This is a genomic window from Candidatus Benthicola sp., assembly GCF_058719085.1.
In genome coordinates this window covers 1-21,275 of sequence record NZ_JBZQEK010000039.1, presented here as the reverse complement: position 1 = coordinate 21,275, position 21,275 = coordinate 1, and the positions used below count along the sequence as shown (strand labels likewise).

The 21,275-nt window shown below is 67.4% G+C and carries 20 protein-coding genes; 7 read left to right on the top strand and 13 right to left on the bottom strand.

What is annotated here, in order from left to right; genetic code table 11:
• Positions 1 to 24: 24 nt before the first annotated feature.
• Positions 25 to 1,305, bottom strand: coding sequence for a UDP-N-acetylglucosamine 1-carboxyvinyltransferase (gene murA, locus AC36XV_RS03225; RefSeq protein ID WP_492202235.1), 1,281 nt, complete (start codon positions 1,303 to 1,305; stop codon positions 25 to 27).
• Between the two features lie 187 nt (positions 1,306 to 1,492).
• Here murA and AC36XV_RS03220 point away from each other — a divergent pair, with 187 nt between their 5' ends.
• The 3 genes from AC36XV_RS03220 to AC36XV_RS03210 all read left to right on the top strand — a co-directional run bounded on the left by AC36XV_RS03220 (position 1,493) and on the right by AC36XV_RS03210 (position 3,546).
• Positions 1,493 to 1,957 (top strand): PTS sugar transporter subunit IIA, encoded by a 465-nt coding sequence (locus AC36XV_RS03220; RefSeq protein WP_492202234.1) that lies wholly within the window; start codon positions 1,493 to 1,495, stop codon positions 1,955 to 1,957.
• Between the two features lie 141 nt (positions 1,958 to 2,098).
• Positions 2,099 to 2,551, top strand: coding sequence for a hypothetical protein (locus AC36XV_RS03215; protein WP_492202233.1), 453 nt, complete (start codon positions 2,099 to 2,101; stop codon positions 2,549 to 2,551).
• Positions 2,548 to 3,546, top strand: a complete 999-nt coding sequence (locus tag AC36XV_RS03210) for a zinc dependent phospholipase C family protein (protein WP_492202232.1) — start codon at positions 2,548 to 2,550, stop codon at positions 3,544 to 3,546. The genes AC36XV_RS03215 and AC36XV_RS03210 overlap by 4 nt, the downstream gene beginning before the upstream one ends.
• A gap of 3 nt (positions 3,547 to 3,549) precedes the next feature.
• Here the strand turns inward: AC36XV_RS03210 and AC36XV_RS03205 are convergent, their stop codons facing one another.
• Genes AC36XV_RS03205 through AC36XV_RS03185 form a run of 5 tightly spaced genes read right to left on the bottom strand, consistent with a single transcriptional unit; the run spans position 3,550 to position 10,593 of the window.
• Positions 3,550 to 5,226, bottom strand: a complete 1,677-nt coding sequence (locus tag AC36XV_RS03205) for an amidohydrolase (protein WP_492202231.1) — start codon at positions 5,224 to 5,226, stop codon at positions 3,550 to 3,552.
• Positions 5,227 to 5,249: 23 nt separating this feature from the next.
• On the bottom strand, positions 5,250 to 7,574 hold the full coding sequence (locus AC36XV_RS03200) for an ATP-dependent helicase (RefSeq protein ID WP_492202230.1): 2,325 nt from the start codon (positions 7,572 to 7,574) through the stop codon (positions 5,250 to 5,252).
• Positions 7,571 to 8,755 carry a sensor histidine kinase gene (locus AC36XV_RS03195; RefSeq protein WP_492202229.1) on the bottom strand — a complete coding sequence of 395 codons (1,185 nt, stop codon included), beginning with the start codon at positions 8,753 to 8,755 and terminating at the stop codon, positions 7,571 to 7,573. The genes AC36XV_RS03200 and AC36XV_RS03195 overlap by 4 nt, the downstream gene beginning before the upstream one ends.
• Complete coding sequence (gene serS / locus AC36XV_RS03190; RefSeq protein WP_492202228.1) at positions 8,752 to 10,032, bottom strand: serine--tRNA ligase; 1,281 nt, start codon at positions 10,030 to 10,032, stop codon at positions 8,752 to 8,754. The genes AC36XV_RS03195 and serS overlap by 4 nt, the downstream gene beginning before the upstream one ends.
• Positions 10,033 to 10,593 (bottom strand): hypothetical protein, encoded by a 561-nt coding sequence (locus AC36XV_RS03185; protein WP_492202227.1) that lies wholly within the window; start codon positions 10,591 to 10,593, stop codon positions 10,033 to 10,035. It lies immediately after the preceding gene.
• 143 nt (positions 10,594 to 10,736) lie between these two features.
• On the opposite strand from AC36XV_RS03185, the gene AC36XV_RS03180 reads away from it, so the two are divergent.
• Genes AC36XV_RS03180 through AC36XV_RS03170 form a run of 3 tightly spaced genes read left to right on the top strand, consistent with a single transcriptional unit; the run spans position 10,737 to position 13,835 of the window.
• A complete protein-coding gene (locus AC36XV_RS03180; protein WP_492202226.1) occupies positions 10,737 to 11,774 on the top strand; it encodes a mannose-1-phosphate guanylyltransferase in 1,038 nt (345 codons plus the stop codon).
• 1 nt (position 11,775) lies between these two features.
• Complete coding sequence (locus tag AC36XV_RS03175) at positions 11,776 to 13,008, top strand: putative sugar nucleotidyl transferase (protein ID WP_492202225.1); 1,233 nt, start codon at positions 11,776 to 11,778, stop codon at positions 13,006 to 13,008.
• Positions 13,005 to 13,835, top strand: coding sequence for an MBL fold metallo-hydrolase (locus AC36XV_RS03170; protein WP_492202224.1), 831 nt, complete (start codon positions 13,005 to 13,007; stop codon positions 13,833 to 13,835). Before AC36XV_RS03175 ends, AC36XV_RS03170 begins: the two co-directional genes overlap by 4 nt.
• 13 nt (positions 13,836 to 13,848) lie before the next feature.
• Here the strand turns inward: AC36XV_RS03170 and rseP are convergent, their stop codons facing one another.
• From rseP to thiI, 5 genes are read right to left on the bottom strand one after another with little or no spacing between them, the layout of a single operon-like run.
• The gene (rseP, locus tag AC36XV_RS03165; RefSeq protein ID WP_492202223.1) at positions 13,849 to 14,943 is read right to left on the bottom strand and encodes an RIP metalloprotease RseP; all 1,095 of its coding nucleotides are present in this window, start codon (positions 14,941 to 14,943) and stop codon (positions 13,849 to 13,851) included.
• A 55-nt stretch (positions 14,944 to 14,998) separates the two neighbouring features.
• Positions 14,999 to 16,174 carry a 1-deoxy-D-xylulose-5-phosphate reductoisomerase gene (gene dxr, locus AC36XV_RS03160; protein ID WP_492202244.1) on the bottom strand — a complete coding sequence of 392 codons (1,176 nt, stop codon included), beginning with the start codon at positions 16,172 to 16,174 and terminating at the stop codon, positions 14,999 to 15,001.
• Positions 16,175 to 16,176: 2 nt separating this feature from the next.
• Positions 16,177 to 17,007 (bottom strand): phosphatidate cytidylyltransferase, encoded by an 831-nt coding sequence (locus AC36XV_RS03155; RefSeq protein WP_492202222.1) that lies wholly within the window; start codon positions 17,005 to 17,007, stop codon positions 16,177 to 16,179.
• Between the two features lie 6 nt (positions 17,008 to 17,013).
• Positions 17,014 to 17,757: an undecaprenyl pyrophosphate synthase gene (gene uppS, locus AC36XV_RS03150; protein ID WP_492202221.1), complete on the bottom strand. Its 744-nt coding sequence runs from the start codon at positions 17,755 to 17,757 to the stop codon at positions 17,014 to 17,016.
• Positions 17,758 to 17,764: 7 nt separating this feature from the next.
• Entirely contained in the window at positions 17,765 to 19,243 is a 1,479-nt protein-coding gene (thiI, locus tag AC36XV_RS03145; protein ID WP_492202220.1) for a tRNA uracil 4-sulfurtransferase ThiI, read from the bottom strand.
• Between the two features lie 483 nt (positions 19,244 to 19,726).
• Between thiI and AC36XV_RS03140 the strand changes: the two genes are divergently transcribed.
• The gene (locus tag AC36XV_RS03140; RefSeq protein ID WP_492202219.1) at positions 19,727 to 20,239 is read left to right on the top strand and encodes a hypothetical protein; all 513 of its coding nucleotides are present in this window, start codon (positions 19,727 to 19,729) and stop codon (positions 20,237 to 20,239) included.
• On the opposite strand, the gene msrQ is transcribed toward AC36XV_RS03140, so the two are convergent.
• Complete coding sequence (msrQ, locus tag AC36XV_RS03135) at positions 20,227 to 20,937, bottom strand: protein-methionine-sulfoxide reductase heme-binding subunit MsrQ (RefSeq protein ID WP_492202218.1); 711 nt, start codon at positions 20,935 to 20,937, stop codon at positions 20,227 to 20,229. The genes AC36XV_RS03140 and msrQ overlap by 13 nt on opposite strands.
• A 22-nt stretch (positions 20,938 to 20,959) precedes the next feature.
• Positions 20,960 to 21,275, bottom strand: a 316-nt coding sequence (locus AC36XV_RS03130) for a molybdopterin-dependent oxidoreductase (protein WP_492202217.1), incomplete at its 5' end; no start/stop codon positions are given.

Here is a 21,275-nt window from a genome sequence, read left to right as displayed (position 1 = left end):
GGCCGGCGGAATCCACCCGGCCCGTCAATCGTCCTCCATCCGCTCGATCCGCGCCCCCAGTCCCCTCAGTCTCTCGTCGATCCTCTCGTATCCGCGCTCGATCTGGCCGATGTTGTGAATCCGACTCACGCCGTCGGCCGCCAGCGCCGCGATCAGGAGGGCCATCCCCGCCCGGATGTCGGGACTCTCCACCGTGGATCCCCGGAGATGCGACGGACCGACGACGACCGCCCGGTGCGGATCGCACAGGATGATGCGCCCACCCATCGCGATCACCTTGTCGGCGAAGTACATGCGGGACTCGAACATCTTCTCGTGGATCAGCACCGTTCCCCGGCAGCGCGTTGCCACCACGAGCGCGATCGACATCAGGTCCGCCGGAAACGCGGGCCACGGCCCGTCGCCAAGGCTGGGGACCTGGTCACCGAGATCCGGTTCGACCTCGAGAGCCTGCTCCGCCGGTACCACGAGTTCCGATCCTTTCAGATCCCATCGAACACCCAGTCGCTCGAACCCGATTCGAAGCGGGTGCATGTCCGCCGCCACCACATCCTCGATCACGAGCTCGGACCCCGTGACCGCCGCCAGCCCGATGATGCTGCCGATCTCGATGTGATCGGCTCCGATGACGTGCCGGGTTCCCGAGAGCGCCTCGACTCCGTGGACCACCACGTCGTGCGTGCCCGCCCCCTCGATCTGCGCGCCCATCGAAGTCAGGAAGGCGCAGAGATCCTGCACGTGGGGCTCGGCTGCGGCGTTGCGAAGCCGCGTGGTGCCCTCGGCGGTGACGGCGGCGAGAAGCGCATTCTCGGTCGCGGTCACGGACGGTTCATCGAGAAAGATGTCGGCCCCCTGCAGCCGCCGGCAGCGCAGTTCGTACTGAGCGCCGATCTCGACCTCCGCCCCCAGGCGCCCGAGGGCCAGGAAATGGGTATCGAGGCGCCGGCGGCCGATCACGTCCCCTCCCGGAGGAGGCAGCATGACGGACCCGAACCGGGCAAGCAGCGGTCCTGCCAGCAGGATCGACGCGCGAATCCGGCGGGCCAGCTCGCCGTCCAGCTCTCCGCCATGCGCAGAGCGTGGATCCACGACGACCACGCCGCCGCCCTTCCAGTCCACCCCTGCCCCCAGGTGCTCCAGCAAGCCGATCATCGTGCGAACGTCCCTGATGTCCGGCACGTTCTCCAGGGTAACCGGGCCATCAGCGAGGAGCGTTCCGGCCAGAATCGGCAGGGCGGCGTTCTTGTTCCCGGCCGGCTTGAAGCGGCCGCTCAGGGTTGCGGGACCCTCGATCCGATAGTGCATGAGTGCTCCCCCGCTCTCCGCGTTCCGCCTGCGTGCAGCTCGACCGCCTCAAGTTAGAGGTCTGGCCGTGGACGCGGCAACGCGGTCCATCGCCGTCTTGACAGCTTTTCCGGGCGTCCTCTATGCTATGGTCGAGCCCGCGGGCATCCTGGTCCGCGAACCCTGCACCCCCGCAAGTCTCGCGGTCATGACGTTAACCGAACTCCTCTCAGAGAACCTGGTGGTGATCGGCGTCCAGGGCGCCGACGTGGAAGGGATTCTCGAGCAGCTTACGGCTCCGCTCGTCGACATGGGGGCCGTCGATGGCTCGGCCCCGGTGGTGGCCGCCCTGCTCGCACGCGAGAAGGTGCTCAGCACGGGCATCGGACACGGCATCGCGGTTCCGCACGCGATCAGCTCGGCGGTTCCCGGGCCGAGAGTCCTGCTCGGGATCAGCCGGACCGGCGTCGATTATCGATCGATGGACGGCGCCCCCGTCTACGTCTTCTTCGTCCTTCTCTCCCCGCCCGATCGGGCGAGTCATCACACCCGACTCCTCGCGCGAATCGCACGACTGGCACGGGATCCGGAGTTCGTCGAGGGGCTCCGGCGGAGTCCGGATGCCGCTTCGGCTCTGGCCCACGTCTCCCGGTACGAGAGCAGCCACGCCTGATCGAGGGCCTGTTCACGCTGCGTGGCGTCTTCAGGCCGCTTCGTGGCGCGCATCCTGCACGCTCGTTCTCCGGGATGTTGTTTGCCAGGGGTGATCCCGGCATCTTACATGGATCGTGTTTCTATCGACCCGGGAGGTTCGTTGAGCTTCTACGAGATACTGATCCGGGTATCGCTCATCCTGTGGATCGTCTTCAGTACCATCGCGGTGGTGGGCCTGCTGCTGCTCCTACCGCGCATGCTCACCGCGATGCGACAGATCGAGGAACTCAGCACGGAGTTCCTGCGCCGGGCCCTTCCCGTCCTCGACCAGTCTCAACAGCTGCTGGACCAGGTGGCGAGCGTCACCACGTCGCTCGTTGACGACGTCGAGCGCATCGACCGGACCGTCATCCGCGCGACGAGCTCCATGGAGAGCATGATCGAGCTCGCGGAGGACCGTGTGTCCGAGATCAACGCTCTCCTGGAAGTGGCGGTGGAGGAAGCCGAGGAGACGTTCTTCTCGACCGCGGCGATCATGCGGGCGCTGCGCCTCGGAGGACGAGCCGGGAGACGCCGCCGATCCACGCGTGCGGAGCGCAGGCGTCTGGGTTGAGCGGAAAGTCCATCGCCGCAAGCGTCGCGCTGGCAGCGGTTCTGCTGCTCCTCGTTCCCGATGCGGCCTTCGCGTGGGGACCCGCGACTCACACGCAGATCGGGCTCGAGATTCTGCGGTCGCTCGACCTGTTCCCCCCCTCCATCGCCGCCGTGCTTGCCCGGCACCCGATCGATTTCCTGTACGGCAAGCTCGCGGCTGACATCTCGATGGCCAAGAAGTACGCACCGGTGGGCCGTCACTGTCATCACTGGCACGTCGCACGCGAGATCTACCGGGCGGCAGGCGAGGACGATCGACTCCGGTCGGCCATGACCGGCTACTTGTGTCACCTGGCTGCGGACGTTCTGGCGCACAATACGTTCGTGCCGCGTATGCTCACGCTGACGTCATCGACCCGGGCTCTCGGCCATTCGTACTGGGAACACCGGATGGACATGGACGTGGGGGCGGAATACTCACAGCTCGCGCGGTGGATCGTCACCCGGTTCGATCATTCGGCCACCGACGCGCTGTTCCACCGGGTCCTGTCGAGCACGCTGTTCACGTTCTCGACCAACCGACGAATCTTCCGCGGGATGATCCGGATTTCCGGGAACGAGAGCTGGCACTCCATCTTCGACACCGTGATCGACAATTCGCGGTGGGACCTGGATCCGACGCAGGTGGTCCACTACCAGCGCCACGGATTCGAGATGGTGGCCGACTTTCTGCTGCGGGACGATCTCTCCCGGGCGGCCGCCGAGGACCCGATCGGCGACGAGAGCCTGAACGATGCGAAGAAGATCCGTCGTCGTGTCCTGATGGCGGGGGGATGGCAGAGCCCGGAGGCCATCCTGGCCACCGCCGACCACCACTTTCCTCTTCCCTCGGGCCCCACCCGGCTGTGGGAGGAGCGAGGCGCATCGAGCTACGAGGCCATCGACTCGATGGAACGAGCCATACGGGAGAGCAACGCGAAGACGCCCCCGGAGCTGGACCTCATCTTCGGCTGAGCCTCAAGGGCGTACGTACACCTCCCGACCTCCCACGAAAGTCATCTCGACCCGAACCTCGCCAAGCGCAGCGGGGGCGATCCCGAGCGGATTGGAGTCCAGGACGACGAGATCTGCCAGGCGACCCGGCGCGAGCGTCCCGATTCTCTCGTCCATGTGGCTCGCGAATGCTGCGGACGACGTGTAGCCTCGCAGGGCGCTCTCGACATCGATCCGCTGTTCCGGGACCCAGCCTTCCGGGTGGGCGCCGTCCAGCGTTCGGCGGGTCACGGCTGCGTACACGCCGAGCATGGGATTCAGGGGAGCCACCGTCCAGTCCGACCCGAACGCCACCACCGCGCCCGCATCGAGAAGAGAGCGAAAGGCGTACGTTCGACTCGCACGCGCCGCCCCGATGCGGCGCTCGGCCCACCGCCCGTCGTCGATCGCGTGGTAGGGTTGCATCGCCGCGATCACGCCGAGCTCGGCGAAACGCTCCGCGTCCCCATCCCCCAGGTGCTGGGCATGTTCCACGCGAAAACGCCGGTCCCGGGCATCGTGGTTTCGCTCGACCGAGGCGTACAGGTCCAGGAGGCGGCCGATGGCCCGGTCTCCGATCGCGTGAATCGCCACCTGGAGCCCTGCCTTCTCGGCCCGCTCGACCTGGTCGCGGAGCTCTTCGAGCGGCGTCACCCAGAGTCCGGAATTGTCCGGCTCATCCGAGTACGGCTGCTCGAACAGGGCCGTGCCCGAGCCCAGGGAGCCGTCCACGAAACCCTTCAGACCCCCGATGCGCAGCCAATCGTCCCCGGTGCCCTCCGCCTGCACCCGCCGCGCGAGAGAATCTACCGTCGACAGGGGTACGAAGGAGTAGACCCGGAGGATGAGCTCGCGATCGCGCCGCGCCCGCGCATACGTCTCCAGATCGCTCCACGACCCCATGTCCGTGATGCCCGTGATTCCGAGGGACACGGCGTGCCGCATGGCTGCCCAAAGCGCGGAATCACGTTGCGCTTCCGTGGGCTCGGGAATGTGCGCGGACACGAAGGGCATCGCCTCGTCCTTGAAGACTCCGGTCATCCTTCCGGTTTCGTCCCTGACGATCTCGCCCCCCGGCGGAGAGGAAACGTCCGCATCGAGCCCGGCCAGCTCGAGGGCGCGTGAGTTGGCGAGGGCCATGTGCCAGTCCAGCCGGGTCACGAACACCGGGTTACGCGGAGTCACGGCATCGATCCACTCCCGATCCGGAAGTTCACCGCCCCACCTCTCGTGGTCCCAGTCCCCGCCGAGGATCCACTCGCCCTCCTCCAGTCCCTCGGCGTACTCGGACAACCGGCGAGCGAGCTCCTCGCGGCTGTCCGCGTCTCTGAGGTCGACGGAGGAGAGCCGGAAGCCGCCATCGAGGAAATGCGTATGCGTGTCGATGAAGCCCGGCATGAGAAAGCGACCCTCGAGCTCCACGACGCGGGTGGCGGCTCCGATGTGCGACCGAATCTCCTCCTCCGACCCGACGGCCACGATCGTATCACCCCTCACCGCAACGCCTTCGGCCAACGGTCGGTCCGGATCCCCGGTCCAGACCGTGCCTCCCACGAAGACCAGGTCCGCGGACGGTGCCCCGCAACTACCCAGGGCTGACACCATCAGTACGGTCGCGAGCCGCCACGCCCGCCGCGCGAAACCATGCCAGTGCGCATTCAATGATCCTCCATGCCGTTCTCAGCCTACGCGGGCCGCAGTCCCGCATGGGCCACCATGACCTTGCGACGCACTCCGTCGTCGAACTCGATCTCCGCCCGCGTGCGGCGCCCTTCCCCCGACACGGATCGAATGCTGCCCCCTCCGAAGCGTGGATGCACCACCCGGGCCCCCTCTTCGAGTCTCAGCTCTTCCTGCGAATCCGAGTAGTCGTAGCGCAGCGAATCGACCCCACCGGCGGGGCTGCTCCGGCGTGCCTGGCGATGCCAGTCGAAGGCGCTCGCACCGTCCGACTCCCAACCGCCGGCCGAAGACACGGAGCGGCTCGGGTCTCCGAACTCGCCCGCAGCGGCGGCCGTGCCCGGACCGGAGCGCCTCCCCCGGTGCGGGCGGAAGAATCCGGAGTGACGGTGCGGCGACCCCACCGTACGGTATTCGACCGGACCTTCGGGGAGCTCGGACAGGAACGATGACGGTTCCGCGCGGGTCTCCGAGCCGTACCGCCAGCGCCGAGCGGCGTGCGTGATGCAGAGCCGCTCCTGCGCCCGGGTGACGCCCACGTAGAACAGCCGGCGCTCCTCTTCCAGCTCTTCTTCCGCGTCCATGGCCCGGGCGAGGGGAAACAGCCCTTCCTCCGCTCCCACCAGGAACACGACGGGGAACTCCATCCCCTTGGCGTTGTGCAGGGTCATCAGCGTGACGCCGGGCTCCGCATCGTCGTAGTCATCGATGTCCGCGTGGAGCGCCGCGGACTGCAGATACAGCTCCAGCTCCGACGAGTCCTCCGCTCCATCCTCGACCTCGGCCGGATCGAATGCGGCCGCGGCGGCGAGGAGCTCGGTCACGTTCGCGATCCGGTCCGCACCGTCCTCCTCGGATTCCAGGGCCGGTATCACGGCGAAACTCCGCACGCATTCTCGAATCACCTCTTCGGCCGTGCTCTCCCGGCTCAGCTCCGATAGGGCGCTGACCCCGGCGGCGAAGTCCTCCAGCGAGCGCGCCCCCGCCGGCGGGAGTCCTTCCAGCTCGGTGGCCCGCTCGGCGGCCTCGAGAAGAGAGATCTCACGCGACTCCGCTGCCTCGCGGAGGCGCTCCAGCGTCACCCCACCCACCCCACGCCGCGGCCACCCCACGGCCCGAGTGAACGCCGCTTCGTCCGCCGGGTTCACGGCCAGCTGCAGGTACGAGAGAACGTCCTTGATCTCCCGCCGCTCGTAGAATCGAACGCCTCCCACGATCCGGTACGGAAGCCGGGCCCGCCTCAACGCATCTTCGAACGGCCGGGACTGGGCGTTCGTCCGGTAGAGGACGACGTGATCCTCGACCCGCCAGGGGCCTCTCCCGGAGCCGATCTCGTCGACCACCCAGACGGCCTCGGCCTTCTCGTCCGAGACGTGGACCACCTGCACCGCCTCGCCCGACGGTCTCCGGGTGCGGAGCCGCTTCTCCTTGCGGTTGCGATTGTGGGATATCACCTCGTTGGCCACCTCGAGGATGGCGGGCGTCGAGCGGTAGTTCTCCTCCAGGCGGACGACTTCCGCGCCCGGGAAGTCGCGCTCGAAGTCGAGGATGTTCCTGATGTCGGCGCCTCTCCAACCGTAGATCGACTGATCGTCGTCTCCGACCACGCAGATGTTGCCGTGCTCCTCGGCGAGCCTCTTCACGATGCGGTACTGCGCGTGGTTCGTGTCCTGGTACTCGTCCACGAGCACGTGACGGAAGCGGCCCGGATACCGACTGCCGACTTCTTCGTCGTTCTCGAGCAACCAGGCGGCGTAGTACAGGAGATCGTCGAAATCATACGCGCTCGACCGGGCCAGAATCCGCTCGTACGCCGGATACACCCGGGCCGTGGCCTTGGCCGCGAGGTCGAATGCCGACGCGGCGTACTCGTCGCAGGATACGAGGGCGTTCTTGGCGTCCGAGATCCGCGAACGGATCAGGTTCGGCGACCAGCGCTGCGTGTCGAGATCCTCGGACTCCATGGCCCGCTTGACCGCACGCAGAGAATCGTCCTCCGCGTAGATCGTGAAGCGCGAGCCCCTTTCCAGTCGATCCCCCTCCCTGCGAAGCAGCCTCGCCGCGATCGAATGAAAGGTGCCGATCCAGAGGCCGCGTGGTTCCTCTCCCAGCAGGTCCGCGATCCGCTCCCGCATCACGCCGGCCGCCTTGTTCGTGAAGGTGACGGCGAGGATGCGATCGGGGCGCTCTCCATCTTCCTGAATCAACCGGGCGACCCTGGAGGTGAGCACGCGCGTCTTCCCCGAGCCGGCCCCGGCGAGCACGAGGAGCGGGCCCTCTCCGTAGTGCACGGCGCGCCGCTGTTCCGGATTCAGGTCCAGGCCGCTCATGCGTCCCGATCGGCGAGAGGGATGGAGATCGCGAAGCTGGCCCCCGTTTCCGTAGGCTCCAGCGATACCGATCCGCGGTGGGCCTGCACGAAGATCCTGCGCACGAGAGACAGACCGACCCCCCACCCTCCCTGCTTCGTGGTCACCCCGACGTCGAACAGGCGACGGCGAAGGCCGGGGTCCACTCCCGCCCCATCGTCCTGGAAGCGAAGCAGCGCCCTGCCTTCCTCGACGCCGAGCCAGGTGACCCGTATGCGGCCGCGACGACCCGCGAGCGAATCCAGAGAGTTCTTGAACAGGTTCTCGAACGCCCATTCGAGCAACATCTCGTTGCCGAGCACGGGCGGTGCATCTTCGGGTATCTCGATGTCGAAGGCGATCTGGCCGCGCATCGACGGCGTTCGCGCCCGGAAGTAGCGCCCCAGTCGCTCCATCACCTCCTGCAGGGAGACCTCCCTCAGCGCCGGGCTGCGCCCGATCAGCTCGAACCGTCTCGACACCTTCTCGAGCCGCCGGACGTCATCCTCCATCTCATCCAGCACGGCGATTCCGTCCGGCCGCAGCGCCTCCGGAGGCGCCGTGGTCTCCAGCAACTCAAGCCACCCGACCAGCGAGCTCAGGGGAGTGCCCATCTGGTGCGCCGATTCCCGGGCCATGGCCGTCCAGATGCTCTCCCTTTCACTCCGGGACGACGTGCGGATCATCCACACACCGGTCCCCACAACCCCGAGCAGGAGCAACGCCTGGAGCCACGGGATCCACCGCAGGCGCTGCAAGTACAGCGGCTCACCGTAGTGCACCGCGATGTTCTTTTCGGCATCGACCAGGGGAGGGTTCTTCTCGTCGAGCCGGCCCACGTATCGCCGCACGCGCTCGAGGTCCGCCGGCTCCTGCAGGTCCGCCTCGAATGGCAGGTTCCGGATCAGGGTCGGCGTGCCCTCCAGGTCGGTCTGAACGACCGGGATGCCGAGCTCGAGGAGCTGCAGGATGAGGTTGAACTCGGCCTCCGCCGTCAGACCTTCCGGAGAGGTGACGGCCTGCACCACCTGGAAGTAGATGTGGCTGAACACCGTGGCGTTGGCGCGCATCTCCCGTGAGAGCTGCCAGGTGTATGCGAGGTAGGAGACGAGGACCGCTGAGAACGCGGCGACGATGCCGATCGGTACCAGTCGCCGAATCACGGGATCGTCAGCCGCTCCTGTCCGACGTAGTCCTGCAGGACCAACGGAAGCACCACGCTCCCATCCTCCCGCTGGTTGTTCTCGAGGAGCGCGATCATCGTACGCGCGAGAGCCACCGCCGAGCCGTTCAGCGTGTGCAGGTGAGCCGGCTTGCCGGTGCCCTCGGGTCGGTAGCGGATGTCCGCCCGACGGGCCTGGTAGTCCGTGTACGAGGAGCAGCTCGAGACCTCGAGCCACCGACCGACACCGGCCGACCAGACTTCGAGATCGTACGTGATCGCGTTCGCGAAACCCAGATCGCCGGCAGGCAGCAGAATGCGGCGGTACGGAAGCTCCAGTCGTTCCAACACCGTCTCGGCATGGCGCGTCAGGAGCTCGAGCTCGTCGGGCGAGTCCTCCGGGCGCACGAAACGCACCAGCTCGACCTTGTCGAACTGGTGCACCCTCAGCATGCCCCGGGTGTCCCGACCGGCCGCACCGGCCTCGCGGCGGAAGCACGGCGTGTGCGCCACGTACGCCTTCGGAAGCTCCCCAGCGTCCAGAATCTCTCCCCGGTGCAGGTTCGTCACCGGGACCTCGGCCGTCGGAATGAGGAAGAGATCGTCCGGCTCCGTCCGGTACTGGTCCTCCTCGAATTTCGGCAGCTGACCCGTTCCGATCAGGCAGTCACGATTCGTCAGATAGGGAGGCGCGACCTCGGTATACCCGTGCTCCTCGGTATGCAGGTCGAGCATGAAGGCGATCAGGGCGCGGCTGAGGCGAGCTCCCGCACCGAGGAGAAGCGGGAAGCCGGAGCCCGCGATCCTGGCCCCGCGCTCAAAGTCCAGAATGCCGAGCTCGGCCCCGAGGTCCCAGTGCGCCCGGGCGTCACCGGGCGGGTCCGGGACGTCCCCCCACTCGCGGACGACCCGGAAGTCCCCCTCACCCCCCTCCGGAACGCGTTCGTCGGGGATGTTCGGGACATCGAGCATCACCTGCCGCAAGGCATCCTCCACACCCTGCAGTTCGCCATCGAGTCCCTTGATCTCGTCCGCCACTTGCTGCATGCCGTCGATCAGGTCGGAGGCATCGCGCCCTTCCCTCTTTCGTGTCCCGATCTCTCGCGACACCTCATTGCGGCGCGCCTTGAGGGCCTCGACCTCTCCGATGATCTCACGACGGCGTACATCGAGACCGACCGCGCGATCGATCGCCTCGAGCACGCCGGGGTCTCCCCTGCGGGCGAGGCGCGCCCGGGCTTCCTCGGCCCCGGACCGGAACGCCCGCAGATCGAGCATCTACTCGGTGGCCCCGGGCACGAGGAATCTGCGCTCGCAGTTCGGGTTGATCAGGAACTCGAACGTGAGGGTGCCCGCCGTCGCATCGATGGACAGCACCTGCATCTTGCCGAAGCGCCGACAGCGGATGGAACCGTACGCAGGGTCCCGGCGGCTGCGCATGGCAAACACATCGCCCACGGCCACCGGAATCGAGTCGCGCGTGATGTAGCCGAACTCCGGCGCCTCGCTGAGAGCGTCGAAGGGGATGTCCATCGGGCGAAGTCCCGCATCCTCCACATCTTCCACGACCGCCGATCGAGGCCACAGCGTCGCACTGCCGTCATCCGCCACCTCGAGCAGGAAATCCCAGCCCGAGAACTGGTCCGTACGGACCGCGACGCTGGTCAGCACATCGAAGGCCGCGGGTTCGGTGACCGCGTCCGACCACAGATTGAACAGCACGGCCTCATCGGTTTCGTCGGGGAGCGGCAGGATGATCGGTTCCGTCGAGCTGCCACACCCGGCGAGCAAGGCGACCGCCAGAAAGGCGGCGCCCGGAATGGTTCGCATCAGAGACAACTCAAAACTCCTCTCGATTGATCTTCGGCGGAAAGATAGCAGAGTTTCTCGCCGACGCGAGGTCAAGTACCTTGGCCACGGTAGCCGTCTACTCGCGGCACTCCGACCGGTTCCAACCCATTCCGGGGGATCGCACGATCGATATGCAAGCCCGAGCGACCCGATTCGCGATCATCCTCGCCGGCGGCGAGGGAAGCCGCTTCTGGCCCGCCTCGAGGCCGGATCGGCCCAAGCAGTTGCTTCCCCTGGGCAGCGAACAGCCGCTGATCCGAGACACCGTCGAGAGAGCCGAACGCCTGGTGGACCCCGAACATGTCCGTGTGGTGGCGAGCCAGCCGCTGGTCGGGCCCCTGACCGAGGCCGCACCCGGCCTTACTCCGGATCGCTTCCTGGTCGAGCCTCGTCCCAGAAGCACCGGGCCGGCCCTGGCATGGGCCGCTCACGAGATCGAGCGCGAGAGTCCCGGATCCGTGATGATCTCGCTGCACGCCGACCACGTGATCGACCCGACCGCGGAGCTGGTGCGGACGATCGATCGCGCGGTCGAAGCGGCGTGCCGGGGGTCGCTGACGTGCATCGGGATCCGCCCCGACAGGCCCGAGACGGGCTACGGATACGTGGAGATCGGCGAACCGACGGGAGAGGGCAGTTGGAGGGCGCGCCGATTCGTGGAGAAGCCCGACGTGCGGACGGCGGAGGAATATCTGGCCTCGGGAGGCTTCCTCTGGAACTCCGGTATCTTCGTGTGGCGCGCCGCCGATCTGCTCGCCGCCATCCGTGAGCACGCTCCCGAGGTCTCCTCGGCGCTTCCGGTCCTCGAGGACGGTGACCCCGCGGGCTTCTTCGATGCCGTGACCCCGGTCAGCATCGATGTGGCCGTCATGGAGCGAGCGTCGAACGTGGAGGTCGTCCTGGCGTCCTTCGATTGGGACGATGTCGGATCGTGGAACGCACTGGCCCGCACCCGCACGGCAGACGGGGATGGAAACGTGCTCGTCGGGCCGGCCACGGCCGTGGAAGCGCGAGACAACGTGGCGTGGTCCGAGGCTGGCAACGTCGTCCTGTTCGACGTGGAAGGGCTGGTGGTCGTGCGAACCGAAGACGTCACCATGGTCACACGGAGGGAGTCGGCCGCCGGTCTGAAGCGGCTGATCGCGCATCTTTCCGCGGGAGACGAGTGATATGCGGCTCTATGTGTTCGACGACGCCGAGGCGGACGCGTGGCACCCGTTTTCCCTCACCCGTCCCTGCGGAGAGCTCCTGTTCGGCACGATGCTTCTCCGGGAGCGGCTGGAGCGATTCGCCGGCCGTCCGGCGACAGGCCACCTCACGCGATCGTGGCTGTCGTCCTACTCCGAGCCGGACGCGCCGTCGGCCTACCCGCGCACATCCCCCCCGACGGACGAGGAACGGCTGCTGCTGTGCTCGCGCTTCGTCCCGTCCGCCGAGGCCCGCTTCCAGGGCCGCGGAGACCGGCCTCTGCTCCTCACCTGTGGGGATCGCGTAATCGGCTGCTATCTACCGGCGGGGACCGAAGGCCCCGACGAAGGGTGGCTCGAGCGTCCCGACGACCGGCCAGCCCCCCAACGCTGGGAACTCCGCCCCCTGGACGGGGGGCTGGTGGATACCGCGTATCGACTGGTGGCGGAGCTTCCCGGGCGCCTGGAGGCCGACCTCGCTTTCTACGCCACCGGTCATGCCGGCGTCGAGTCCATGCCCGACGGGGTGTGGAAGCTGGGCGACCAACCGGTGCTTCTCGGGGCGAACGTGCAGGTCGAGCCCGGCGTGGTGTTCGATGCCGGACGCGGACCGATACGCCTGGCAGACGACGTGGAAGTGCGCGCCGGGAGCCGGCTGGAGGGTCCGCTGTACGTGGGCCGAGCGACCGTGCTTCTCGGGGGCGCCATCGGGACGTCCAGCGTGGGGCCGAGGTGTCGACTGCGGGGAGAGGTCGAGGAGTGCACCGTGCTCGGCTATTCCAACAAGGCGCATGATGGGTTCCTGGGCCATTCCTATCTGGGCCGTTGGGTGAACCTGGGCGCCCTGACGACGAACAGCGACCTCAAGAACAGCTACGGTCCGATTCGCCTCGGCGGCCCGGACGGACCGATCGAGACCGGCCTCGCCAAGCTCGGGTGTCTGCTTGGCGATCACGTGAAGACCGCGATCGGCACACGGATCAATTCGGGCTCGGTGGTAGGCGCCGGATCGAATCTGTTCGGTCCGTCCATGCCCCCGGCCTGGGTACCTCCGTTTTCCTGGGGGTCGGGCCCGGAGGCTACGGTCTACGAGCGAGACCGCTTCCTCGAGGTGGTCGGCCGTGTGCTCCCGCGCAGGGGGATCGAGCCCGACGGGCAGACCATCGAGTGGCTGACCGCCTGCTGGGAAACGGCCCGGAGGGCGGACGAAGCTTGAGGGTCGCGACGCTGGGCAGCGGCAGCCGCGGAAACTCGGTGTTCGTGGAGTGTGGCCGCACGCGGATTCTGGTGGACGCCGGCTTCAGCGGATCGGAGATCGCTCGACGACTGGATCTGCTCGACGTGGCTCCGGAATCGATCGAGGCGATCGTGGTCACGCACGAGCACCGGGACCACACGGCCGGCATCGGAATCGCCGCACGGCGCTGGGGCTGGCCCCTTTATCTGACACCGGCCACCGAACGAGCCTGCGCCCCGCTTCTGCGTGGGTCCGAGACGATCCACCACTACGAGGGCGAGGTTCCGTTCCGGGTGGGCGAGGCGCACATTCACCCGGCTTCCACCTGCCACGACGCGGCGGACCCGGTCGCCCTGACGATCTCGCACGAGCGGACGGGCCTCAAACTGGGCATCGCTACCGATCTGGGACGCGCGACCACGCCCGTCCGCAGCGCCCTGGACGGGTGCCATTTCATCGTCCTCGAATCGAACCACGATGAGATCCTGCTTCGGGAAAGTCCCTATCCGTGGTCCGTCAAACAGCGTATCGGCGGAACCCGGGGCCACCTCTCGAACCGTCTCGCAGCCGATCTCGCGGTCGACCTCCTCCATCCGACCCTCGGGGGCTTCCTGCTCGCCCACCTGAGCCACGAGTGCAACGTCCCCCAGACCGCCGTCGAGACGACGCGAGACCGACTTTCACGAAAGGGGTTTCGTGGCGTGGTGGACGTGGCGGGCCAGGACGGCCCCTCCGCCCTGTATGATGTGGCGGCGCTGGCGGATGTGGCCCGGAATGGAGGGCCGCAGCTTCCGCTGTTCGGCTAATCCGCCGGGCCGGTCAGATCCCGATCAGTCGCAGGATGTCGTTGGCGAACGCCAGCACCATCAGCCCCATGACGAGCAGCATGCCCACCTGGGTCCAGCGAAGACGGTTCTGTGCACTGACCGGCTTGCCTCCCCGCACCGCCTCGGCGAACAGGAACACCAGGTGACCGCCGTCGAGCACGGGTATCGGAAGCAGGTTGAGCACGGCCAGGTTGACGCTGATCAGCGCCATGAAGTCGAGGAAGGCCGTGAGCCCCTGTCGGGCCATCATGCCGGACAGCTGTCCGATCACGATCGGACCGCCCAGGTCGCGGGCTGAGCCGCGGCCGGTCACGAGCCTCTTCAGGAAGTTGACCACCTCCATCGTGGTGGCCGCGGTCGCGTGCCATCCGGCGGCGACCGACTCCGTCACGGTGAGGCCCCGGGCCGCTCGCTCTTCCCAGACGATGACGCCCAGCACGCCGAGCGTCGTCGAGTCCCGGAGGATTTCGCTATACACCGTAGTGTCCCGAGGTGAGGCGGCGAGGGTGACCTCCCGGCCATCCCGGTCCACGGTGAAGCGAATCTCGGTCCCGGGGTTGAGCATCACGTACTGCTGCAGCTCATCCCAGCTCCGGATGCGGCGACCATCGACGGAGGAGACCCGGTCCCCACGTTCGAAGCCCGCGGCTTCCGCGGGATATCCCGGCTTCACCTCCCCGATGATCGGATCGACGATTCCCTCCGACCGGGCCACGAAGGTGAAGGCGACGAAGGCGAACAGGAAGTTCATGCTGACGCCGGCGACGATCACCAGGAAGCGAGCCCACCAAGGCTTCGCCTCGAAGTCCCGGGGCGACGGAGGACGCTCCGGCTCGGTCTTCCCCTCCAGCGGAGCGACCGCTTCCTCGCCGACCATTCCTTCCATCTTCACGTAGCCGCCGAGCGGCACCGCCGCGAGAACGTATTCCGTCTCGCCCTTCTTGAACCCGGCGATCTTCGGCCCGAAGCCGATGGAGAACCGGGACACTTCGATGTCCACGGCCTTGGCCGCCCAGAAATGGCCCAGCTCGTGGACCAGGATCAGGACGCCCAGCACGACAACGGTAGCCAGTATGGTGATCAGCATGCGCTCCGACCGTCACATCCGCTTGAGTGAGCTTTCGACATCGTATGATTCCGAATCAAGAGATCCTATCACCCCCGGTCCCGGCCCGTGTTCCGATCTCCTCTGCGGCCCGGGCGCGCGCCTCCCCGTCCACCGAGACGAGGTGATCGATCGACTCGGCGCGGCCCGACGTCGGGATCGAGGAAAGCACCTTCTCGACCACGGCCGGGATTCCGGGGAAATCGAGTGTTCCCTCGAGGAAAGCCTGAACGGCGATCTCGTTCGCCGCGTTGTAGGTCGCCGGGGCCGTTCCACCGGCGCGGCCAGCCTCGACTCCGAGCTCGAACATGGGGAAGTCCTCCCTTCTCATGCGCTCGAACTCGAGCGGGCTCGCGTCGAGCGGGTCGAAGGGCCGGAACTCGTTCTCCAGCCGCTCCGGGGCGGAGAGCGCGTACAGGACCGGCACCTCCATCGTCGGATACCCCAGCTGGCACATGGTGGAGCCGTCCCGGAACTCGACCATCGAGTGGACGATGGAGGCCGGGTGAACGACGACATCGATGTCGTCGAAGTCGATCCCGAACAGCAGGTGCGTCTCGATCACCTCGAGCGCCTTGTTGGCCAGCGTGGCGGAATCGACGGTGATCTTGTCGCCCATGCTCCAGGTCGGGTGCGCGAGCGCATCCTCCGGGCGAATCTCCGAGAATCGTTCGGCCGGCCAGTCGCGAAACGGTCCGCCGGAGGCCGTGAGAATCACCCGGCGCACTTCGCTCCCCGGACGGTCTGCGAGACACTGGAGGATCGCGCTGTGCTCGCTGTCGATCGGGAGCAGATCCCCACCGCCGGACGAAGCTGCCTCGAGCACCAGGTCTCCACCGACGACCAGGGACTCCTTGTTCGCGAGCGCCAGTCTCTTTCCGGCCCGCAGCGCGGACACCGTGGATTCGAGGCCGGCGAATCCGACCAGTGCGTTGACGACGATCGGCGCGGCCTCGTCCTCGGCGGCCCGTCGCAGGGCGTCCCGCCCGTACCTCCAGTCCCCTCTCCAGGCCTTCTCGGTCGGGCGCTCGGCCGGGTCCGCGAGCACCACGTAGTCCGGCTCCCAGTCGGCGGCGAGGCGGGACAGTGCGCTGCCCCTCCGGCCGGCGGCGAGGCTGACGACCCGGTATCGGTCCGGGTGGCGCCCCAGCACGTTCAGCGTGGAGGCGCCGATGCTGCCCGTCGCTCCGAGCACCGCGACCCCCTTCCGCATGCTCACGACCACACGACCAGGAACACGAAGGCGGCGGGAATCGACCAGAGCAGCGAGTCCATCCGGTCCAGCAATCCGCCGTGACCGGGCAGCAGGCCGGAGGAGTCCTTGACGCCGCATTCCCTCTTCAGCGCGGACTCCGCCAGGTCGCCGAGCGTCGCCGCGGCGGCCACCACGAGACCGAGAAGGCCGAGGCCCGCCATCCCCAGCGACTCTCGGAGTCCCGGGAGAAGCAACCAGCCGAAGATCCACGCGCCGATCGGCCCCGCGACGAGCGCCGAGATCGCGCCCTCCACCGTCTTGTTCGGGCTGATCACCGGAGAGAGTTTGCGGCGACCGAACGACCGTCCTCCGAAGTAGGCCGCCGTGTCGGCGAGCCAGGTGATGGCGACCGGGAGGAAGAAGTAGAGGGTGCCCTCCAGAGGGGCGACCCCGAAGCCCTCGCGCAACGGGACGCCGAAGGCGATCAAGCCCCCGACGTACGCCGCGGCGGTCCACGTCTCGGCCGTCGCCAGGAACGGCCGATCATCGGGCGAAATGGTGAGCGTGGCGAGCCCGGAGATGATCACGAGGAAGGTCATGGAGACGCCCACGATCATTCCCGCCTCGAGGTACAGGGCAGCCAGGGGGTAGAAGATCGCGAGGGCCACACCCGGGACCAGGAGAAAGCGATCGCCGCGCTCGGCGAGCATCCGCCCGATCTCCCAGACGGCCACGCCGGCGAGCACGGCCAGCCCGGCGGCGAACCAGGCGCCTCCCGCATAGGTGACCGCGACGGTGACCGGAATCCCGATGGCGGCCACCGTGAGCCGGCGCCCGAGGTCAGAGGCCACGCACCCTCACCGCGTCACGCGGCCGAACCGTCGCTCGCGCCGCTGGTAGTCGATCACCGCCTCGCAGAGCTCCGGTTCTCCGAAGTCCGGCCACAGGACGGGCGTGACGTGGATCTCCGAGTAGGCGATCTGCCACAGAAGAAAATTGGACACGCGCATCTCGCCGGATGTACGAACGAGCAGATCGGGGTCCGGGCTCCCCGCCGTGAGCAGCTCGGCCTCGAAATCAGCCTCCGTGATGTCCCCGGCGTCCAACGTTCCGGCGGCGCAGCGCCGGGCGAGCCTGCGGGCCGCTTCGAGGATCTCGGCCCGGGAGCCGTAACTGATCGCCAGGTTGAGGACCAGCTCCCGGCCGCCCTTCGTCATCTCCTCGATCACCTGGACCGAGCGACGGGCATCCGGCGAGAGACGTTCCCGATCCCCGATCACCCGCACCTGGACCCCCTTCTCCGCCAGCTCCGCCTTCTCTCGTTCCACGTATTCGGACAGGAGACGCATCAGGGCCGCGACCTCCTCGGCCGGACGAGACCAGTTCTCCTGGGAAAAGGCGTACAGCGTGAGGTATCGTACCTCCAGCTGCAGACAGGCCGTCACCGACCGACGGACGGCCTTCATTCCCTCCCGGTGCCCCATGAATCTGGGGAGGCCTCGCTGCCGGGCCCACCGTCCGTTTCCATCCATGATGATGGCGACGTGGGCCGGGACCTCGCCCCCCGCTCGCACCCGCTCATAAAGTTCGTCGAGGCTCACCGCGTGCTCACCTTGCCTCCGATGGGGCCGTCTCGGACGAAACCTCGAGCTCGGCGTCACGGTCCCGGGATCGCCGGCGCAGCGCCTTCGCCCCGCCGAGGAAGCTGTACGCCTCGTACCCTGCTCGCTGCATCACCTCCGCCAGGCGGGCGCTCTTCAGTCCGAACTCGCAGTACAACACGTAGGTCCGTTCCCGGTCCAGCCGGCCGTACTCGACCGCGAGGTCCTCGTATTCCTCATGAACCGCGCCTCTCCAGTGCCACGTGCGGTACAGGGGGGCGGGGCGCACGTCCAGCACCACCGCGCCACCGGGCAGCGAATCGGTGAACACGCTCTCCCCGGCTACACGGGCGAGATCGAGGGCCCGGAGATCATACACCCGTGCCCCTTCGAAGCTCGTCTCGAGCGGCACGGGATCGAGGCCGCGTTCGTCCTCCAGGACGGCGGTCGGCGAAGCCGCCGTCGCCGGTCGCCCCGTGCTGATGGAGCAGTATTCCCGTACCCGGGCCGACAGCTCATACGTCCCGATGTGGCGCGACCGGGTGATGATCTCCTCCTTGTCCATCCCGATCAGGGGTCGCAGGACCGGAAGCGGACAGGCGTCGTCGATGGCGCGGAGATTGGCCAGCGTCTGCGATGAAACCTGGCCTACCGCCTCGCCCGTCACGATCGCGTCGGCACCCAGTCGACCGGCAACCCTGGCGGCAGCCCGATACATCTCTCTCTTCAGCGCGATCTGCTGAAAGGCCGGTCGGAACGCCCTGTGCAGCTCGTCCACGACCGGCTCGAAATCGAGTGACCACAGCGACGGACGGGTGCCGAAGCTCCACCCGGTCGCGAGGACCGAAGCCACCTCGAGGACCATTCGACGGTAGGCGTCCCCCCCGAGGTTGCAGAACACGTAGTCGAGCGCCACACCCCGTCGCAGGAGCATCCATGCCGCCACGGCGGAGTCGAACCCGCCTGACAGGAGGCAGACGGCCCTTCCCTCCACCCCGAGCGGCAGCCCACCGGCCCCCTGCGCCCTGGAAGAGAAGAAGACCGCCCGGTCGTCGCGGATCTCGACGAACACCTCGACGTCGGGAGAAGTGAGGTCCACGCGGGCGTTGACGCCCAGCGCCGCTCCCAGCTCACGCATCACGTCCTGGGAGTTGAAGGAATGGCTACCGGCGCGCCGCGCGCGCACCGCGAAGGCCCTGTCCCGCACCCGGTCCAGGAACACGCGTCGGCCGACGGCGACGATCTCGTTCAGGTCCGCCCGGCATTCCGCCTCGAGAAGAGAGTACGAGCTGATGCCGAACACGCGGCTCGCGACCTCGGCCGCCGACGCGTCTGCGCGGACGTACAGGCGGCTCCAGTCCGCGAGCACTTCGCCACCCGCACCCAGGCTCTGCAGACCGTCCTCGATGTTCTCGGCCAGCTTTCGCTGAAACCGGGAACGGGTCCGCCTTCCCTTGGTGGTGATCTCGCCCGTGAGCCTGAGCATCAGGTCTCCGGGTGCAGGAGCCGGGTTGGCCCCGGACGGCGGCGATGGCTCGTCCATCATGGCACGACCGCCTGCGACAGGCCGCTTCGGAGCGGGTTCAGGAATCGGGGCGGCGGCTGGGGATCCTAGAAGCCACCAGGGCGGCGACCAGGCCCACCACCGGGATGGCGAGAACGATCGTGATCAGGACGAAGCTGTCGGGTATCACTGGCGACTCCAACCAGCTGGCGTTGCATCCCCGCCCCGCGGGCGAGGTGGCGTTCGAACGCGGCATAGTACCGATCTTCCTTGGATGCGGGCAAGAACTCCCCAGCCCGCCGGCAAGTGTCCGGTTTCGGGACACCGGCTTCCAGAAGCGGACGCCCCGTCGCTGAGTACTTACTTTAAGTGTACGATCTATATTACTATTTTGCATGTCTTTATAGTCTGCATTGAACGTGGCATACAGGTTGCTCTCTCCATGCACGGGACAGGCGAGCGTCAATGGGGACGCTCGAGAGGCTGCGGGACGGGGAGATCGTGAGGAAGGCCATGTACTACGGAGCGACGAGAAGGCGAGAGGGGCTGAAGGCAGTGCTGTCGATCGCAGCGATCGCCGCGGGACTCATGCTTTCCGACCTGGCGGCCTCCCCCACCCTGCAGATCGATGCGACGACGGGAGACGTCGTGGGCGTGTGGCGCTGGGTGGACCCCTCCGGCCACGAGAGAGCAGCCACACCGCTGCTTCAGATTCGTCGGGCGTCGGACGGAGATCTCGAAGCCCTGGTGCTGATCCGCCCGGGAGATCAGGCGCGCGAGGCCGACGTTTCCTACGATGAGGGCCATCTGTGCATGGTCACGGAGCACGGCGCTTCGTTCAAGGGACGCCTGAGCGAGGACGGCAGCGTGATCGAAGGCGTGATCCAGTTCGAGGGCACGCGAGCGAACGCGCTACTGCAGAGGGTCGAGCACCGAAAAATGCGCAGGGCGGCGGGGCTTAGAAGCTACGCGACCTGACCCTGCCGCCCGGCAGAGGGTTTCGAGGACCGGGGGCGTTCCCGATGAGGGGGCGCCCCTTTCTTCTTGCCCTCGGGTGCCGCCGACCGAAACTTCGGACCCGACCGCTTCCACGGAGCCCACACCCTGAGCAGCAGCAACACGGCGATCGCGGCCAGGAACCACAGGGGCTCCCGTGTGTCGGCCTTCACCTTCCACAGATAGTGGATGCCGCCTGCGATGGCCGCGACGTAGACCAGCCGGTGCAGGCGCTGCCACCGGGAGCCCAATCTTCGAATCCAGCCCGTGGTGGACGTCACGGCCAGCGCCAGAAGCAGGACCCACGCCGCGAACCCGACCGTGATGAACGGACGGTCTACGATATCCTCGAGGATGTAGCGCCACGCAAAGAACTGATCGAGCACCAGGTACGTGAGGAAGTGGAGGGTCGCGTAGAAGAAGGCGAACAGGCCCACCAGCCTGCGATACCGAATCAGGGTTGTCTGCCCGGTGAGGCGGCGCACCGGTGTGATGGCCAGCGTCGCGGTGAGGAGAAACAGAGCCCACCACCCCGTCCGGTGCGTCACCTTCTCGATCGGATTGGCGCCGAGCCCGTCCGTGAGCGCACCGACCGCCAGGCCGATCGCCGGCATCAGGCAGGCGACCCAGATGGCGGTCTTCATGGCGACGCGCCGCTGCCGCGCGGTGAGCCGGGTCATCGGAGGACTCCCGGGCGCCCGGTCAGAACCACCGCTTCAGGTCCATCCCCTCGTAGAGGCTGGCTACCTGGTCGGCGTACCCGTTGAACATCAGCGTCGGACGGCGCCGGAACTCGCCGAGCCGCCTCTCGCGCCCCTGGCTCCAGCGTGGATGATCGACTTCCGGGTTCACGTTCGCGTAGAAACCGTACTCCCGCGGAGCGGATACGGCCCAGCTCGTGGCCGGCATGTCCTCCACGAACCGGATTCGAACGATCGACTTGATGCTCTTGAAGCCGTACTTCCAGGGAACGACGAGCCTCAACGGCGCCCCGTTCTGGTTCGGCAGATCCCTTCCG

Excerpts from the sequence above, each read along its gene's own strand:
- AC36XV_RS03220 (WP_492202234.1), top strand. The coding sequence starts at position 1,493 with ATGACGTTAACCGAACTCCTCTCAGAGAACCTGGTGGTGATCGGCGTC.
- dxr (WP_492202244.1), bottom strand. The coding sequence starts at position 16,174 with ATGCGGAAGGGGGTCGCGGTGCTCGGAGCGACGGGCAGCATCGGCGCC.
- AC36XV_RS03200 (WP_492202230.1), bottom strand. The coding sequence starts at position 7,574 with ATGAGCGGCCTGGACCTGAATCCGGAACAGCGGCGCGCCGTGCACTAC.
- AC36XV_RS03175 (WP_492202225.1), top strand. The coding sequence starts at position 11,776 with ATGCGGCTCTATGTGTTCGACGACGCCGAGGCGGACGCGTGGCACCCG.
- rseP (WP_492202223.1), bottom strand. The coding sequence starts at position 14,943 with ATGCTGATCACCATACTGGCTACCGTTGTCGTGCTGGGCGTCCTGATC.
- AC36XV_RS03180 (WP_492202226.1), top strand. The coding sequence starts at position 10,737 with ATGCAAGCCCGAGCGACCCGATTCGCGATCATCCTCGCCGGCGGCGAG.
- murA (WP_492202235.1), bottom strand. The coding sequence starts at position 1,305 with ATGCACTATCGGATCGAGGGTCCCGCAACCCTGAGCGGCCGCTTCAAG.
- thiI (WP_492202220.1), bottom strand. The coding sequence starts at position 19,243 with ATGCTCAGGCTCACGGGCGAGATCACCACCAAGGGAAGGCGGACCCGT.
- msrQ (WP_492202218.1), bottom strand. The coding sequence starts at position 20,937 with ATGACCCGGCTCACCGCGCGGCAGCGGCGCGTCGCCATGAAGACCGCC.
- AC36XV_RS03140 (WP_492202219.1), top strand. The coding sequence starts at position 19,727 with ATGGGGACGCTCGAGAGGCTGCGGGACGGGGAGATCGTGAGGAAGGCC.
- serS (WP_492202228.1), bottom strand. The coding sequence starts at position 10,032 with ATGCTCGATCTGCGGGCGTTCCGGTCCGGGGCCGAGGAAGCCCGGGCG.